At 71.8% G+C, this 16812-nt stretch carries 13 protein-coding genes; 7 read left to right on the top strand and 6 right to left on the bottom strand.

Translation table 11 applies throughout. The features are described from left to right. Nucleotides 1-249 precede the first annotated feature (249 nt). Nucleotides 250-1848, top strand: coding sequence for an alpha/beta hydrolase (locus tag M8C13_RS16645; RefSeq protein WP_252481505.1), 1599 nt, complete (start codon nt 250-252; stop codon nt 1846-1848). A 47-nt stretch (nt 1849-1895) separates the two neighbouring features. On the opposite strand, the gene M8C13_RS16640 is transcribed toward M8C13_RS16645, so the two are convergent. Both M8C13_RS16640 and M8C13_RS16635 read right to left on the bottom strand, forming a co-directional pair. After that, entirely contained in the window at nt 1896-4013 is a 2118-nt protein-coding gene (locus M8C13_RS16640) for an amidase (RefSeq protein WP_252481504.1), read from the bottom strand. A 107-nt stretch (nt 4014-4120) separates the two neighbouring features. Next, nucleotides 4121-4771 carry a TetR/AcrR family transcriptional regulator C-terminal domain-containing protein gene (locus M8C13_RS16635; RefSeq protein WP_252481503.1) on the bottom strand — a complete coding sequence of 217 codons (651 nt, stop codon included), beginning with the start codon at nt 4769-4771 and terminating at the stop codon, nt 4121-4123. A 68-nt stretch (nt 4772-4839) separates the two neighbouring features. Here M8C13_RS16635 and M8C13_RS16630 point away from each other — a divergent pair, with 68 nt between their 5' ends. After that, nucleotides 4840-6372 (top strand): FAD-dependent monooxygenase, encoded by a 1533-nt coding sequence (locus M8C13_RS16630; RefSeq protein ID WP_252481502.1) that lies wholly within the window; start codon nt 4840-4842, stop codon nt 6370-6372. Here the strand turns inward: M8C13_RS16630 and M8C13_RS16625 are convergent. From M8C13_RS16625 to M8C13_RS16615, 3 genes are all read right to left on the bottom strand, one after another. Beyond that, complete coding sequence (locus tag M8C13_RS16625; RefSeq protein ID WP_252481501.1) at nt 6362-6991, bottom strand: acetylxylan esterase; 630 nt, start codon at nt 6989-6991, stop codon at nt 6362-6364. The genes M8C13_RS16630 and M8C13_RS16625 overlap by 11 nt on opposite strands. Nucleotides 6992-7862: 871 nt before the next feature. Continuing rightward, nucleotides 7863-8333: a hypothetical protein gene (locus M8C13_RS16620; RefSeq protein WP_252481500.1), complete on the bottom strand. Its 471-nt coding sequence runs from the start codon at nt 8331-8333 to the stop codon at nt 7863-7865. Nucleotides 8334-8342: 9 nt separating this feature from the next. Next, nucleotides 8343-8660, bottom strand: coding sequence for a hypothetical protein (locus M8C13_RS16615; RefSeq protein WP_252481499.1), 318 nt, complete (start codon nt 8658-8660; stop codon nt 8343-8345). 65 nt (nt 8661-8725) lie between these two features. Between M8C13_RS16615 and M8C13_RS16610 the strand changes: the two genes are divergently transcribed. Genes M8C13_RS16610 through M8C13_RS16590 form a run of 5 tightly spaced genes read left to right on the top strand, consistent with a single transcriptional unit; the run spans nt 8726 to nt 15824 of the window. After that, a complete protein-coding gene (locus M8C13_RS16610; protein WP_252481498.1) occupies nt 8726-9223 on the top strand; it encodes a hypothetical protein in 498 nt (165 codons plus the stop codon). Continuing rightward, nucleotides 9223-10593 carry a hypothetical protein gene (locus M8C13_RS16605; RefSeq protein WP_252481497.1) on the top strand — a complete coding sequence of 457 codons (1371 nt, stop codon included), beginning with the start codon at nt 9223-9225 and terminating at the stop codon, nt 10591-10593. Before M8C13_RS16610 ends, M8C13_RS16605 begins: the two co-directional genes overlap by 1 nt. After that, entirely contained in the window at nt 10590-11963 is a 1374-nt protein-coding gene (locus M8C13_RS16600; RefSeq protein ID WP_252481496.1) for a VWA domain-containing protein, read from the top strand. Before M8C13_RS16605 ends, M8C13_RS16600 begins: the two co-directional genes overlap by 4 nt. Nucleotides 11964-11973: 10 nt before the next feature. Continuing rightward, entirely contained in the window at nt 11974-13086 is a 1113-nt protein-coding gene (locus tag M8C13_RS16595; RefSeq protein ID WP_252481495.1) for an AAA family ATPase, read from the top strand. After that, entirely contained in the window at nt 13083-15824 is a 2742-nt protein-coding gene (locus M8C13_RS16590) for a DUF5682 family protein (protein ID WP_252481494.1), read from the top strand. Before M8C13_RS16595 ends, M8C13_RS16590 begins: the two co-directional genes overlap by 4 nt. Here the strand turns inward: M8C13_RS16590 and M8C13_RS16585 are convergent. Then, nucleotides 15776-16708 carry a DMT family transporter gene (locus M8C13_RS16585; RefSeq protein WP_252481493.1) on the bottom strand — a complete coding sequence of 311 codons (933 nt, stop codon included), beginning with the start codon at nt 16706-16708 and terminating at the stop codon, nt 15776-15778. The genes M8C13_RS16590 and M8C13_RS16585 overlap by 49 nt on opposite strands. Nucleotides 16709-16812 lie beyond the last annotated feature (104 nt).

Below are 16812 nucleotides of genomic sequence, written 5' to 3'. Positions count from 1 at the left end.
CGTGTCCTCACAGTCCCGCCCGCGGTAGCCGCGCCGGTGCGGCCGCTGGCGGCCCGGCCGGAACGCCCGAATACGTCCGGTATGAGGGCGTCCCGGCCGCACCGCCAGCGACCAAACCGATCACGACTCCCGCAGACGGGACTGTGAGGACACGACCTAGCCGGACCGGGTAACCCCGGTCACAGGGCCGGTCCGCGCACCCGTCCGCCGGGCCAGGATTGATCTTTCGGCTACCGACGGGAGATCAGGGTGCGGTTGCGGCAGTGGGGCGTGGCGGGCATGGCGGGGGTGGCGTTACTCGGCGCGGGCGGGGTGCCCGCGCTGGCCGCCGACGGGGTGCCGGCCAAGCTGAAGGCCTTCTACACGCAGCAGCTCAGCTGGGCGCCGTGCGCGGCCCTGGCCGGGCTGGAGTGCGCGACGGTGGTGGTCCCGATGGACTACGCCAAGCCCGGCGCGGAGCGGGTGCAGGTCGCGATCAGCCGCCGCAAGGCCACCGACCAGGCAGGTCGGCGCGGGGTGCTGCTGGTCAACCCGGGCGGCCCTGGCGGTTCGGGGCTGGGGCTGCCAAACCGGTTCGCCGCCCAGCCGGTCGGCCGGGTCTACGACGTGGTCGGGTTCGATCCGCGCGGGGTGGGGCAGTCCACCCAGCTGCGCTGTGAGGTCAGTCTGCTGGAGCTGCCGCAGCCCTCGCGGCCGACTGAGGCGCAGCTGCCGAACTTCACCGCGACGGCCAGGGACGTCGAGGACGGCTGCGTGCGCGCGGGCGGCGACTACCGCAAGCACGTGACCACCCGCAACACCGCGCGGGACATGGACGTCATCCGTGGTGCGCTGGGCGAGAAGAAGATCAACTACTTCGGCTACTCCTACGGCACCTGGCTCGGCGCGGTGTACGGCTCGCTGTTCCCGCGCAACCTGGACCGCAGCGTCCTGGACTCGGCGATGGACCCGAACAAGACCTGGCACGAGCAGGACCTGGACTCGGCGCACTCGATCAAGTTCAACTTCGACTCCTGGGCCGCCTGGACCGCCGCGCGGCACAAGACCTTCCGCCTGGGCACCACCCCGGCGCAGGTCCGCGCGGGACTGGACGAGATCGCCGCCGCGCTGGCCACCAAGCCGGTCGGCGGCCTGGGCGAGGTCACCGACCTGGACACCTTCACCGGCTTCTACACCCGCTACCGCGCGGTGTGGGCAGGCTTCTCCCAGCAGGTCCGCGAGCTGCTGGACTCCTTGCAGGGCAACGAGAACCCGGAACTGGCCAAGCGCAACGCCGCCCTGCTGGAGCTGGCCAAGCGCTCGCTGGTCAAACCGACCTCGGCGGGCACCTTCCAGGCGGTGACCTGCGAGTGGGACTGGCCGAGCGACCAGCGGGACTACTACCGGGGCATGCGGCAGTGGCGGGACACCCACCCCTACGGCCGCACGGTGTCCTTCCTGGCCCCCACCAACTGCGCCTTCCGCGGCTTCACCCGCACCGAGCCGCTGCCGGAGATCACCCGCACCGCCTACCCGACCGGCCTGGTCGTGCACGCCGAGGGCGACACCCAGACCGCCTACCCCAACGGCGTGGCGATGGCGGAAACCCTGCGGCACCACCTGATCAGCGTGCCCAACGACGGTGAGCACGGCCAGTACGGCAGCGGTGGCGCCTGCGTGGACAACACGGTCAACCGCTACCTGGTCGACGGCATCCTGCCGGCCACCCGCTCGGAGTGCGCGGGTGTGGACAAGCCGGCCGACATCCCGGTCGACGGCGCCACTGTCCAGGCCCCGCAAGGGGAACCGGATGTGGTCGAGCTGGCCACCGGGATCGTGCGGCGGCTGGAGACCAGCGGCATCCACTGACCGACCGGTCCGTGCCCTGTCCACTCCGGCAGGGCACGGACCGCGGTTCACCTCAGCTTGGTGGTCACCGTCTTGACCGTGGTGTTGCCGGCGCGGTCCTTCACCACCGCGAGCACCAGCAAGCTGTCTGCCCGGTGCGCGGCTGAGGACCGGTACTTCGCCAGCGGGACCTCCGCCGCCCAGGCCTTCTCGTCGCCGGTGGTGGTGAGCCGCTCGCCGTTGACGTACAACCGGGCCTGCGCGATGCCACTGGGATCGGCGGCGGTGCCGTTGACCTTCAGCACCTCTCCGTCCACTGTGGACGTCAGGGTGACCTGCGGGCCGTCCCGCTCGGTGCGTTTTCCCGGTTCGGGGAAGGGGTTGTTCGCCAGTTCGACCGTCTCGTCGGCCAGCGGGGCCGGGCGGGTGGGCGGCACCCTGCGGTGGGTGGCCTGCTCGTAGGCGTAGGCGAAGGACAGCAGGGTGTTGTCCTGGTAGGCCGGGCCGGCGAAGGTCAGGTTCACCGGCATCCGGGTGTCCTCCATCAGCCCCATCGGCACCGACACGCTCGGGATGCCCAGCAGCCGCATGGTCTGGTTCATGGTGGAGAGCCGGCTGCCGTTCTTCCTGGCCGCCGCGTTGGCCGCCTTGTCCACATCCGCCTCGGCCCGGCCGATGTCGGTGTTGGCCGGGAACACCACGCCGTCCAGGCCACGCGCCTTGAGCCAGTCCTCGAAGTCGGCCTTGCGGGTGTTCTCCAAGCCCCGCAACGACTCCGCCAGTCCCGGCACCTCGCTCCACTGGGCGGGCACCCCCTCGGCCACCAGCCGGGGGTGGGCGCGGAAGAACTCCAGGTTGTCCACGCCCTCCTTCTCCTCGATCGAACCGGGGTCGACCGGGAAGACCTTGGCCATGTCCACCTGGGTCCAGGAGGTCAGCCGGGGATCGCCGACGGACTTGAGGAACCGCTCCGCGCTGTAGGCGTCCACCTTTTCCATGGTGCGCAGGAAGTCCGGCGGCAGCAGGCCGCGCTCGTAGGCCGACACCGCGCCGACCCGGTCGAGCTCCTGGTTGTGCGCGGCGGGGAAGTCCACCGGCACCACCTCGGCGCCGAGCTTGCGCAGGTCCGCGGCCGCCTGCTGCCACAGGGCGCGGACCGACGGCCGGATCTCGATCGGATCGGTGCCGCCGAGGTCCTCGCCGATGTAGATCTTCGGCACGCCCAGTCGCTTGCCGCGCAACGCGTCCGGGTTGCGCAGCGAGTTGTGGTCGGCCGGGCGCACCTGCTCCACCGAGGGCAGGGCGACCGCGCGCTGGTCCCGCCAGAAGTCGGTGGCGGTCTCCTCGTCCTTGACCGCGATCGTGTTGAGCAGGGTGAGCAGGTCGTCCATGCCGCGCGTCTGCGGGACGATCACGTCCATCACCGGCCACAGTGGCCAGTTGCCGCGGATGGAGAGCAGGCCGCGGGAGGGGGTGTAGGCGACGAGTGCGTTGTTGGAGGCGGGGGAGCGGCCGGAGGAGACGGTCTCCTCGCCCATGCCGAAGACCGCGAAGTTGGCCGAGGTGGCCACCGCGGAACCGTTGGAGGAACCGGAGTTCCAGGCCGCGGCCAGGTAGTCGCGGTTGTACGGGCTCTCCGGGCGGCCGTACAGCCCGCGCTGCATGCCACCGGCGGCCATCGGGGGCATGTTCGTCTTGCCGATCAGCACCCCGCCGGCCTCGCGGATCTTGCGCACGGTGAAGGCGTCACCGCCGGCCACCAGGTCCTTGAACGCCGGTGATCCCGAGGCCACGGTGAGGCCCTTGACCATGTAGCTGTCCTTGACCGTGAACGGGATCCCGTCCAGCGGCCCCAGCACCTTGCCCGCCGCGCGCCGCTGGTCGGCGGCCGCGGCCTCGGCGAGGGCTTCCGGGTTGGCCACCACGACCGAGTTCAGCCTGATCCCGTTGGCGTCGTAGGCCTGGATGCGGTTGAGGTACATCGCGGTCAGCTCGACACTGGTCAGCGCGCCCGAGCCGAGCGCGCGCCCGATCTCGGCGATCCCGGCGTCCTGCAGCGTGAACGGCTTGGGTGGCTGGCTGGGTTCCGGCCCGGTGCAGCCGGTGGCGAGCAGGGCCAGGCCGAGACCGAGGGCGAGCAGGGCCCGGCCGCCTGGCGGCGACGACCGGGGCAGGTGATGGTGCATGGTGCGGTTCCTCCGTGGTGCAAGGCGGGCGGGCCACGAAGCACTTTTCCAGCAACATCATCGCGACGAGGTGGTCGCGCCGGGAAAACCTCCGGTGAAACTGCCGATCAGGACGGAGCGGCTGCGATCAGGCCGGTGAGCAACAGGTCCAGCGCCCGCTCGAAGTCCTGCTCGGGACGGGGCGCGCCCAGCGCGGGCAGCGCCCGGCTGAAGTGCGGCAGCTTGGCCGGATCGACCCGCCGGAGGTAGATCTCGGTGTGCCCGGTCTCGGCGGGTTCGCTGTGCGCGCGGGCGAACCCGGCGGTGGTCAGCAGCAGTGAGCCGAAGATCAGGCCGTTCAGCGCGCCCAGTGCCTGGCGCACCCCGTCATCGTCGAGACCGGCTTCGTAGAGCGCGCCGATCAGGTCGTCCATCGGTTGCAGCGCGCGCAGCGTGGTGGGGTTGGCCTGGTCGGTGACCAGGGCCAGCGGCACCACCGGATGGCGGCTGAGCACGCGGTAGAAGCTCAGCGCGGTGGCCCGGACCCGCTCGGCCCAGGGCAGGGCCGGGTCGGGGCGCTCGATCTCGGCGTACACCCGCGCGGCGATGCCGTCCAGGATGTCGGTCTTGTTCGCCACGTGGTTGTACAGCGCCATCGCCTCGACGCCGAGGGACTTGGCCAGCTTGCGCATGGACAGCCCGTCCAGGCCCTCCTTTCCGGCCAGCGCCAGGGCCGCGTCCAGGACCTTCTCCCGGTTCAACGGCTCCCTGCGCGTCATCTGGGTCTCCCTCGCTTGACAGGTTTACGGTGTACATATCATATTTACAGCGTACATATACGCCGTAAGTGGGGGTGTTCGCGCTGACTGACGTCATCGTGGTGGGGGGCGGGCCGACCGGACTGCTGCTGGCCGCTGAGCTGCGCCTGGCCGGGGCCGATCCGCTGGTGCTGGAGGCCGCCGACGGGGCCCTGCGCCGGACCCGCAGCCTGGGCCTGCGCGGACTCAACGGCCGGACCGTGCAGTCGCTGCGGCTGCGCGGACTGACCGACCGGTTGGCCGAGGTCCAGGCCGAACTGTTCGAGATGCTGGCCTTCGACGCCAAGAGCGAGGACCCGACCCGCGAGATGGTGCGCCTGCTCGCGGAGAACCGGGCCAAGGGGCACTTCAGTGGCCTGCCGCTGATCGAGGACGCGGCCGATCCCGAGGACCCGTCTGCCCAGTTCGTGCTCCAGCAACACGTGCTGGAGCGGCTGCTGGCCGATTGGTCGGCAGAGCTGGGCGTGCGGATCCGTGCCGGCTGCCCGGTGGTGGACGTGCGGCCGGAGGACGGCGGGGTCCGGGCGGTGCTGGCCGACGGGAGCTCGGTACGGGCGGCCTACCTGGTGGGCTGCGACGGCGGCCGCAGCACCGTGCGCAAGCGGGCCGGGATTGCCTTCCCCGGCACGGAAGCCACCATGACCGGCCGGACGGCGGTGGCCCAGCTCGCCGATCCCGGCGCGATCACCTCCGCCCTGCACGGCCCGCGCGGGCTGCTGAGCCTGTCGATGGTGCCGGGGGAGATCGCCACCATCGAGTTCGACGGCGGACCGGCCGACCGGGACGAGCCGGTGACCGCCGAGGAGATGGCGGCCAGCATCAGCCGGGTCAGCGGGACCGAGGTGACCATCACCGAGCTGACGGCCGCCATCCGGTACAGCGACAACACCAGGCAGGCCGAGACCTACCGGCGGGGCCCGGTGCTGCTGGCCGGGGACGCCGCGCACGTGCACTCGCCGATCGGCGGGCAGGGCCTCAACCTCGGGTTGCAGGACGCGATGAACCTCGGCTGGAAGCTCGGCCTGGTGGTGCGCGGCCTGGCACCGGAGTCGCTGCTGGACAGCTACACCGCTGAGCGGCATCCGGTGGGGGAGCGGGTGTTGCGCAACACCAGGGCCCAGGTGGCGCTGCTGCGGCCCGGCGCCCAGGTCGCCGCGCTGCGCGAGGTGCTGCGGGAGACGCTGACGATCCCGGCGGCCAAGCGCCACTTCATCGAGATGGCCAACGGGATCGACATCGACTACGCCCCCAACGCCGCGCATCCCCTCGTCGGTCGGTTCGCGCCGCGGCTCGAACAGACGGATGCCGACCCGCTGCTGGCCGAGGGCGGCGGAGTGCTGTTGGACCTGTTGGGCTGCAAGGAGATCCGGGATATCGGGGCGGGCCACGCCGACCGGGTCCGGGTGGTCGGCGCGGCCTGCCCGTCCCAGCCGGAACTGGCCGCGGTGCTGCTGCGCCCGGACGGCTACGTCGCCTGGGCCGCCTCGGACGCCGAGCTGACCGGGTTGCCCGAGGCGCTGGCGGACTGGTTCGGCCCCGCGCGCAACGGGCTCAGCCGCTGACCTGCCTCGCCTTCTCGTTGCGGGCCACCGAGGACCAGGACTTGTCCTGGCACAGCAGGCAGTCCGCGCCGAAGAAGATCTCCCGGGCGTTCGCGTCACCGGAGAGCCAGTACCGGAACCAGGCGGTCAGCACACCGGCGGCCCGGATCCGGGTCTCCCCGGGGAAAAAGTGGTCGGCTCCCTTCAATTCGGCGAACACCGCAGGCACGTGCCCGGCCCAGGAGTAGCGGCCGCGGACGTAGACCGAGGGCACGATGAGGTCGAGCTGCCCGGCCAGGAACAGGCTCGGCCCGTGCAGCGCGGGCACCGAGCCCTGCGGTCCCGGCATCAGCGGAACGGTGGTGTCCACCAACGGATCCGCGCCTGCCGCGATCGCGCCACCACCGCCCTGGGAGTGACCGGCCGCGCCCACCCTGGTCTCGTCGATCTTGCCGTGGAACACGCTGCCGGGCCGGGCGTCCTCGGCGATCAGGAAACGCGCGCCGGCCAGCATCTCCCGGCCGGAACCCGCCTGCGTGGTGTTCGCCGCCGCGACCACGAAGCCCCAGGAGGCCAGGTGCCGCAGCTGCCCGTCATAGGGTTCGGGGGAGACGCCGGTGCCGTTGCCCCAGATCACCACCAGGTGCTGGATGCCGCCGCGGCCCAGGTCGGTCGGGTAGTAGAGGGTGTGGTCGGGGCCGCCCTTGACCTTGGTGACCGCGTGCGGCCCCGGCGCCTCGAAATGACCGGGCGGGGCCGCGGCGGCCTGGACGGGGGGCCAGGAGCAGGGCCGCCGTGATGAACGCCAGCCCTGCCATCCGCCTTGGTCGGTACGCCATTGTTCCTCCTCGTGGCCGGATGCCCGACATCATCACAGCGGGCGGTTCGGCTGAGTACGGAACAGGATCCAGACTTTTCGACGGTGGGTTGTGACCGGCCACAAGGGGGCTAGCGGGGCTGCTCCGGCGGTGCGCCGGGATCGTCAGCGGCGGGGGAGCCGGGCGGTGGTGGGGCGGCTGCGGCGCGTACGCCCCCCGGCGGCGGGGTCCGTACGGCCCCTGCGGCGGGGGCGGCCAGTACCCGGGCTGCTGCGCGAACTGCACCTGCTGCCACCGCTGGTGCTCGGCCAGCCGCGCCTGCCGCGCCGTGTTGCGGTCGCCGAGCTCGACCATGTGCGCCAGGCTCAGCTCCGGCGTGTAGGACCGGTCGGCCTCCGGTCGGCGGGCCCAGAAGTGCCCGATGGTGGTGCTGCGGTTGGTCCGTTCGCCTGGCGTGTGCTGCCATTCCGCCGGTGCGGAGCGGCGCAGCACCTCGCCCCAGTACCAGCTGGCGCCCTCGCTAAAATCGTTGTGCCCCTGGAACTTCGCCATGGTCGACGTCTCCCGGAACACCGCTTCGGTGAGCGCGTCGAGCGACCCGGCGGTGAAGTCCCAGTCCTCCCCGGCGCCGTAGCGGGCGAGCCAGGCCGGGAACTCCTGCTCGCGCCGGGCCAGTCAGGCGTCGAGCTCGGCTTACGGCTCGGGGCGGGGCACGTCGAGACCGGGGGTGTAGTCCTTCTCGGGCGTCCAGCCGGGGTGGGTCTGGCGGTACTCGCGCACGGCCTCCTGCCAGGCGCGGTGGGTCCGGCGGAACTCGGTGCCGTCCCGGCGCTGGATCGCGGCGGCGACCAGGGCCAGCGGCGCGGTGTCGTCGAGGCCGAGCTCCTCTGCCGGGCGGATGACCGGCAGCCCGCTCGGCGGGGCGGCCCAGCGGCCACCGGCGACCCGGAGCAGCATCTCGCCGAGGTAGGCGACCACGCACTCCAGGAACGGCAGTTGGTCGGGATCGGCCAGCTCCTCGGTGTCCTCGATCCGGTCCAGCAGTTCGGCTTCCAGCGCGATCAGGGACTCGGGGGAGAAGTCCAGGTCAGCGCGGCTGGAGAGGAGGTCGTCGAGCACGTCGATCTTGATGTGCACGTCCTCGACCCAGTCACTGATGTCCACCGCGCCAGCCTACGGCGGGGGGTCGACGGCACGCAGTTCCGCGCTGGTGAACGGTGGTTTACGGAGTCCTTTCCGGCGCGGCCCGGTGAGCGCGGCGAGCAGCACGTGCCGGTTCACCGACCGACTGGCCGGCCGGGACAGGTCGTGCTGGAGGTCGGCGATGGGCCGGGAGTGGGCGCCGACCGCACTGATCCGGTTCCGCAACCGGTCGCGCAGCCGGCCGAGGCGGCCGGTGGCGTCCACCACCAGGTCGGCGGCCAGGGCGCCGGGCTGGCCAGGTGACATCGGCGGGCTGAGCTGGGCAAGATCGGAATTGTCGGTGGCCACCACTACGTTCTGCCGAGTCCCCGTCACGGTGGTGTGACCGGGACTCGGCAGAAGGAGATGGTGCGTTGTCCGATTGGCAGAGGTCGAGCACGGCCCGGGTGCTGGCGCCCGCCCGGCCGCGCAAACTGGCCAAGGTCCCGTTCGTCGAACTGGCCGACGGACGGGTGCAGGGGGTGGTCTCCAGCGGCTCGGACATCGGGCGGGTGTACGTCTCCTCGGTCGCGGCCGGCACGTACGCGTTCACCTGTAGCACCAACAACAACCGCCCGTGCGGCGGCGCCCGCGGCTACTTCTGCAACCACATCCTCGCCCTGATCACCGAGGCGGTCCTGCAGTACGGCGGCGAGCGGGTGGCGCGCTACCTGCGGGTTGAGCCAGGTGAGCTGACCGCGCAGGACATCGCCGCGACCATGAGCCACGCCGACCCGCCGCAGGGGGACAGCGCCGCGGCCGCGCCGGTGTTCAGCCAGTTCCTGCGGCACCTGGCCTACCTGGAGCTTGCCCCGAGCACCGCGCCGCTGCCGGAGATGCAGTGGTTCCCCGCCACCAGGGCGGTGGTGTGATGCGCGCCGACCTGCTCGCCGATCCCGTCGCCGGACTTGACGAAGCCCTGGCCGCGATCGACGCCTTCGACGGGGCGCTGGTCGCCGGGCTGCTCCGTCCGCAGCCCGCCGGTCTGACCGAGCTCGCCGACGCTCTAGCGGGTTCGCCGTTGGCGGACCGGGTCGCCGAGGCGGTGGAGAAGACCGCGGCCGGCGCGGCGGGGGAGGAGCACTTCCTCGTCCTCGCCGCGGCCCGCACCGCGCTGTTCGGCTCGGTGCACGACGCGCTGCTGGCCCGCGTCACCGAGGCCACCGGCCGCGGCCTCGACGAGGACACCGCGTCCACGCCGGGTGCGCCCGAATCGCCCAATCTGCTTGCCGCCGCCCGATCCTGGCTGGCCGACCTGGCCCGCGCCGGGTGGCAGGGCATCGACCACGACCTGGTTTCCGGTGCCGCGCCGGTGATTTCCGCGCTGCTGCCGGAACCCGGCCTGCGCCGACTGGCCGCCCTGCTGGACGGCTTCGCGGCCGAGTTGGCCGCGTCCTGCCCCGGCGCGGCCCTGGACCGGATCCCGTTGCGGCGCTGGGCCGACCTGTGGTCCCGGGCCATGCTGCTGACCCTGGCCGGCCCCGCTCCCGCCACCGGCACGGCCACCGGCCGCCTGCTGCCGCTCGGGGTCGACCTGCACGAGCACCCGACCGCCGCGCAGGCCCAGGTGCACGCGGTGTTCGAGCCCGTCAACGGACCGGCCCGGCTGGTGCGGGCCAGTGTGTCCGCGCCCAAGCCGGACACCATCATCGGCGCGGGGATCTGGCAGCTGCTACGCCCGCACCTGTCGCTGCTGACCGCGGTCAGCGAGGGCCGCGCGATGGAGCTGACCGACATGCCGCTCACCGCCGAGGGCGACCTGCTCTGGCAGGACGAGCACGCCCGGCTCGGCGAACCGGCCGACGCCTTCGCCACTGCCAGGGTCGCGTTACCCACCGCGCTCACCCCGGCGACCGCGCCGCTGGACCGGCATCCGGCCCGCATCGCCGTACCGGTTTTCCTTGAGGGCTATGCCATCGAGCGGGACGAGGACACGCTGACCCTCACCATCGCCGGGCACCGGCTGGCCGTGGACGCCGACCGCATCCCGGTCGCCGGACCGCTCACACCTGAGGCCGTCGCGACCTCCACCGCTTGCATCGGTTTGCTGCGTTGGGAATCTGGGGACTTCCGCGTGCAGCCGCTGGCCGTCGAATCCACTGTGCGCAAGAAAACCGTTGCCCTGCAAGCGGGTGCGTGGGCCGGGGGCACCACCGACAAGGCCGGGGTCAAGGCGGAGAAAGCCGCCACCGACGCCGCCGCGGTGCTGCGCGAGCGCGCCGGAAGGCTGTTGCGGAAATGACTCAGGCGCAAGAGAACCGCCGCCAGGTGCTGTACTGGCGGCTGCTGGCCAGGCTGTTCGACCAGGAGGAGCAGGCCGCGCTGGAGTCGGCCAGCCTCGCCGTGGTCGAGGACATCGGCCTGCCACCGGCCCTGCTCGATCCGCAGGCCGGGGTCGACTCCGTGGTGCAGCGGCATCCGGAACTGGCCGCGGAGTTCGACGGCCTGATGCTCGTCGACCCTGAGGCGGACCGGGACCAGGCGGCTGAGGTGCGGCGGGCGGCGCTGGTGTCCAAGGTGCTGCTCAACGTCTTCGCCACCGGCTCCGGCACGGTCAGCGCCGGGCAGCTGTCCCGCTGGCAGGCCGACGCGGCCTGGCTGGAACGCGCGCTGGGCTGCAAACCGGGGGAGCTGCGCGGTGGCCGAGCAGGTGGCCGAGGAGTCAGCCCGACCGGCACCGGGGGCGGCGGTCCCACGCCCGACCTCGGCAACCTGATCCCGGAGATCGGGCCGGAACTCGCTGCCCTGGAAGGGGACCTGGTCAAGCGGATGCACCTGCGCGAGGTGCTCGCCGACCCGGCGCTGGCCGCGCGGCTGACGCCGAGCATGTCGCTGATCGAGCAGCTGTTGCGGGACAAGGACAACCTCTCCGGGGTGGCGCTGGCCAACGCCAAGTCGCTGATCCGCCGGTTCGTCGACGAGGTCGCCGAGGTGCTGCGCACCCAGGTGGAAAAGGCCACCGTCGGCGCGCTGGACCGCTCGGTGCCGCCCAAGCGGGTCTTCCGCAACCTGGACCTGGACCGCACAATCTGGAAGAACCTGGTCAACTGGAGCCCAGACGAGGAACGGCTCTACGTCGACCGGCTCTACTACAAGCACACCGCGCGCAAGAACGCCCCGCAGCGGCTGATCGCGGTGGTCGACCAGTCCGGGTCCATGGTGGACTCGATGGTCAACTGCACCATCCTGGCCTCCATCTTCGCCGGACTGCCCAAAGTGGACGTTCACCTGATCGCCTACGACACGCAGGCGCTGGACCTCACGCCGTGGGTGCAGGACCCCTTCGAGACCTTGCTGCGCACCAACCTCGGCGGCGGCACCGACGGCACGGTCGCCATGGCGCTGGCCCAGCCGAAGATCGCCGAACCGCGCAACACCGTGGTGGTGTGGATCTCCGACTTCTACGAGTGGCAGAGCGAACCGCTGTTCGAGAGCATGGCCGCCATCCACCGCTCCGGGGCCAAGTTCATCCCGGTTGGCTCGGTCACCAGCGCGGGCCGGGGCAGCGTGAACCCGTGGTTCCGCGAGCGTTTCAAGGACCTCGGCACCCCGGTGCTCTCCGGTCACATCAGCAAGCTCGTGCACGAGCTCAAGACCTTCCTGACTTCCTGAAAGGCACGACATGTCCGACCTGTTGCGCGCCCCCGCCGAGCTCAAGTACGCCGAGGAGCTGGACTGGCTGGAGTCCATCGACGACAACCCCAAGCCGTTCGCCTGGCGGCTCTCGCCGAAGATGGTGCGGCTGTTCATCCTCGGCGCCGAGCGGGCCGACGGCCTGGACCGGGAGATCGCGCAGAAGTGGTACGGGGACCGCAGTTTTGTCGAGCGGTCCATCGTCACCCTGGCCTCCGACCGCGGCCTGCTGCTGATCGGCGATCCCGGCACAGGCAAGAGCTGGCTGGCCGAGCTGCTGGCCGCGGCGATCTCCCGGAACTCCACCCTGGTCGTGCAGGGCACGGCAGGCACCACCGAGGACCACATCAAGTACTCCTGGAACGTCTCCATGGTCATCGCCAAGGGCCAGTCCAGGCAGTCCATGATCCCCTCGCCGATCATGACCGCGATGGAGCAGGGCGCGATCGGCCGGTTCGAGGAGCTCACCCGCTCCACCAGCGACGTGCAGGACGCGCTGATCTCCATCCTGTCCGAGAAGTACATCTCGGTGCCGGAGCTGGACAGTGACAACATCGTCTTCGCCAAGCCCGGCTTCTCCATCATCGCCACCGCGAACAGCAGGGACCGGGGCGTCAACGACCTGTCCTCGGCACTCAAGCGGCGGTTCAACTTCGTCCGCATCCCGGTGGTGACCAACAAGAAGAGCGAGACCCAGATCGTCCGCTTCCGCACCGAGGAGCTGCTGCGCCGCCACCAGATCGAGCTGGACGTGCCGCCCACCCTGCTGGACGTGCTGCTGCGCAGCTTCGCCGACCTGCGCGCGGCCGCGGCCGCCGCGGGCAGCGACGACGAGAAGCTGGAGTCCGCGCTGTCCACCGCGGAGCAGATCGGCGTGCTGGAGGACGCCATCCTGCACAGCAACTTCTTCGGCGCCCAGCAGCTGACCGCCCGCACACTGGCCTCCTCGCTGGTGGGTTCGCTGGCCCGGCGCGCGCCGGAGGACCTGGCCATCCTGAACAAGTACCTGCACGGGGTGATCGAGCCGCGCAGCAAGGACGAGGGCGGGAACTGGCCGGAGTTCCTCGAAGGCGGCCGCGACGCGATCGCCACCCTGTCATGAGCGGTGCCTTCGACACCCTGCGCGGCCGGCTGAGCGAGGCCGCCGCCGCGTTCGCCGACGGACCCGCTGCGCTGGAAGGCATCCTGCTCGGCATCGTGGACGACGTGGACCGGGCGGTGCGTGAGCCGCTGGAGATCTTCCCGGTCTGCCACCACTCCCCGGCCTCGGCGGTGGCGATGGCGCGGCGACTGCGGGAGAAGCAGCCCAAGGTGGTCTACCTGGAGCTGTGTGAGGACCTGGCCCCGCTGCTCACCGAGCTGCGCAACTGCCGGCTGCCGGTGGCGGTGCAGGCGTTCGCGTCCGAAGTGGACGGTTTCCCGGCCGAGTGGTCGCCACTGTCGGTGGTCGCGCCGATCACCGAGGCATCCGCGGAGTACCAGGCGATCGCCTACGCGCTGGACACCCCTGGCGTGGAACTCGTGCTGGTGGACCGGTCCGCCGACCACGTCTTCCAGTGGGACCGACCGGAAACCCCGGCCGCCGAACCCGCCGAGGAGGAGGCCGCGCTGCACGGCGACGCGGTCGGCGTGGACATCGGCGACCTCCGGCCGCGCTTCGCCGAGCTGGAGGAGCACCTGCTGCACCACGGCAAGGTGCGGCACTGGTCGGAGTGGTGGCACCAGTACGTCGAGCTGCCGCTGGGCGACACCGACCACGACAGCTACCGGCAGGTGATGTTCCTGATCGGCAGCCTGTTCCGCCGCCTCGCACCCGGCGACCCGCACCGGGTGCGGGTGGATGAGGACCGCGAGCGGTACATGTGGACGCGGATGCGCGAGCACCTGGCCGCCAGCGGCGCCGATCCCGCCGACTGCCTCTACGTCTGCGGCGCCTTCCACGCGGCCAGCCGGGTCGCGGAGTTCGGTGTGGCGGGCAGCGACGGCTTCACGATCAGCCCGCGCAGTGCGAGCACCTGGCAGTACGGGCTGATCCCGTCCAGCAACGCGGCGATCGAGGCGCAGTTCGGGCTGGCCGCCGGTTCGGTGTCCATCGCGGCCACCGAGTGGGCGAAGAACCTCAAGCGCACCAAGGTGAAACCCTTCCAGCTGGACGGACAGTCCGGGACGAAGCGGAAGAAGCCCGCGGCCCTGCCCGCCCCGGTGGCCACGACCACGACCGCGGACCAGCTTTCCGGGTTCCTGCAACGGCCACCGGTGCTGGACGGGCTGGACGAGGCCGAGCTGCTCGGCTGGTGCGTGGAGATCGTGCGCGCCGCCCGCCGCAACGGCTACCTCGCCTCCACCGCCGACGCGATCGCGGTCTTCGAGACCTCGATCTTATTGGCCGGTATGCGCGATAGGGCGAGGCCGACGCCGTACGACTTCCAGGATGCCGCGGTCACCTGCATCGAGAAGGACGTGGTGCCGGGCAGGCGGGACGTGCGCCGCCTGGTCGAGATCATGATGGGCGGCGACCGGATCGGCCAGGTCGGTTACGAGGCCCTGCCGCCGCTGGCCCGCGATGTGCACGACCGGCTCGCGCCGCTGAACCTCAAGCTGGACCAGCGCGGGGTGCGCCGGGCGCTGCTGGACATCGCCGGGCAGCCGGAGCTGGCGCTGTGCTCGGACGTGCTGTGGATGCTGCGGTACCTGATGCCGCAGGGCGCGGCGCGGCCGATCATGGGGCAGCGGCGGCTCGGTGAGCGGCCGATCCAGGAGTCCTGGGACCTGGCGCTGGGCACCCACCAGCGGGCGCTGATCGAGCTGGGCTACGAGGGCGTCAGCATCGAGCAGGTGCTGGAACAACGCTTGCGGCGCAAGGCTTATCACCCGCAGGCCACCGCCGCCTCGGTGCTCGCGGCGGTCGAGGACGCCCTGCTGTACCTGCGCAGCGCCCGGCTGGCCGGGGAGCTGGGCGTGCGGGCGCTGGAGGTGCTGACCACCGAACGCACCGTCGACGGCGCGCCGGAGGTGCTGCGGCGGGTGCGCGGGCTGCTCGCGCACTATCGCACCAGCGAACCCGTGCTGCCGCAGTGGATCGAGGCCTTCGTCAAGGCGGGCTACGCGCACTACTGCACCCTGCTGCCCACCGCGTTCACCGACGAGGACGCCGGGGTCGGCCAGGTCGCGGCGATGCTGGGCTTCCTGTTCAGCATGGAGTCCCTGGCGCTGTCCCTCGGTTGCGACCGGACCCAGCTGGAACTGGCCATCACCCAGTCCCACCCGCAGGAGCCGTCGAAGGTGGCGCTGCTGTGGGCGGCGCAGGTCCAGCTGGGCCGCCTCTCCCGCGCGGAGCTGCGGTCCCGCTGCGACGAGCTGCTGGCCAACCCCTTGGTGCTCAACGCCTATCCGCGTTACCTCAGCGGGTTCGTGCACGCGCTGGAACCGGCGCCTGCGCTGGCCGACTTCGTGGTGGAGGCGGTGTCCAACGCCTTCGCCCGGCTGCCGGACCCGGTGCTGCTGCCCTGGCTGCCGACGCTGATCACCACCCTGCGCGCCCGCGGCGCGGAGCTGGTGCCGCTGCTCATCCGGGAGGCGGGCCGCCTGTTCCCGGGCAGGCTCGCCGCGCTGGATGAGTGGGTGCCGCCGTGGCTGGCCCCGGAACCCGTTGCGGCACAGCCCCGGCGGGCCACCCAGGGCCTCCCGCTGCTGGCCGCCCACCCGGCCACCTGTGACGCGGTGGCCGGGCTGCTGGGCTGCGACGGCGACTGGGCCGCCGCGGCTCCGGCCGGGGTGGCGCTGCTCGGCCGCTACCCGGACACCGCGCTCGCGGTGACGGAGGTGCTGGCCGGGGTCTGAGCGGCTGGTGGGGCGGGGCGTTCGGCCCGGACGGCGGCGATGCCGCCGAGGATCAGCGCTCCGCCCACCAGTTGCAGTGGCGTGAGCTCCTCGCCGAGCAGCAGCCAGGCGAACACCGAGGCCGAGACCACTTCCAGGAGTCCGACGAAGGAGGCCAGCCGCGAGCCGAGCAGGCCGGAGGCGGCGATCCCGGTCGCGTAGGCCACCGCGGTGGAGATCACCGCGACCACCAGCAGCGGCACCCACCACGGGGCGGGCGAACCCAGCAGCGGCACCTCGCCGAAGGTCGCGGTGAACGGCAGCAGACCCACCGCGCCGGTCAGCAGCAGCACGACTCCGGCCAGCAGCAGCCCGGACCCGGCCAGCGCCACCGGCGAGAGGCCCTCGCTGGGCCGGGCCGCGATCACGAAGTAGGCCGCGCAGCCGATCGCCGCGCCGAAGGCGATGAGCAGGCCGACCGGGTCCACCGCCCGCACCGCGCCAGGTCCGATCACCAGCACCAGCCCGCCGACCGCCAGCACCGAACCGGCCAGCACGCTCAGCCCCGGCCTGCGCCGGGTCAGCACCCAGGTGAGGCCGACCAGCAGCAACGGGGCCAGGAACTCCACCAGCAGCGCGGTGGCCACCGGGATGCGCTGGAGCGCGGCGAAGTAGGTGAGCTGGGTGAAGGCGACCCCCACCAGTCCCATGCCGAGCACCCGCCAGCGGGCGCGCCACAGCAGCTCCCAGCGCCCGCGCAGGGCGGCCAGGGTGAACGGCAGCAGCACCAGCCCGGCCACCAGCGCCCGCGCGGTGACCGCGGCCGCGGGTGACCAGCCCGCGCTGAGCAGGGGTTTCACGAACGGCCCCGAGGTGCCGAAGGCGACTACGGAGACTAACGCCACGGCAAGCCCCGCGGACGTCGGCGACAACTTCATGGCGCCTCCCGGCTGTGTGTCATGGGCTAACGTTGCTTCAGTCCTGACGCTAGGTCCGGGGATGTGAGGAG

The organism is Crossiella sp. SN42, assembly GCF_023897065.1.
Classification (GTDB): domain Bacteria; phylum Actinomycetota; class Actinomycetes; order Mycobacteriales; family Pseudonocardiaceae; genus Crossiella.
Note: the sequence above shows the minus strand (reverse complement) of the source record. Positions and strands in the feature narration are given on the sequence as shown.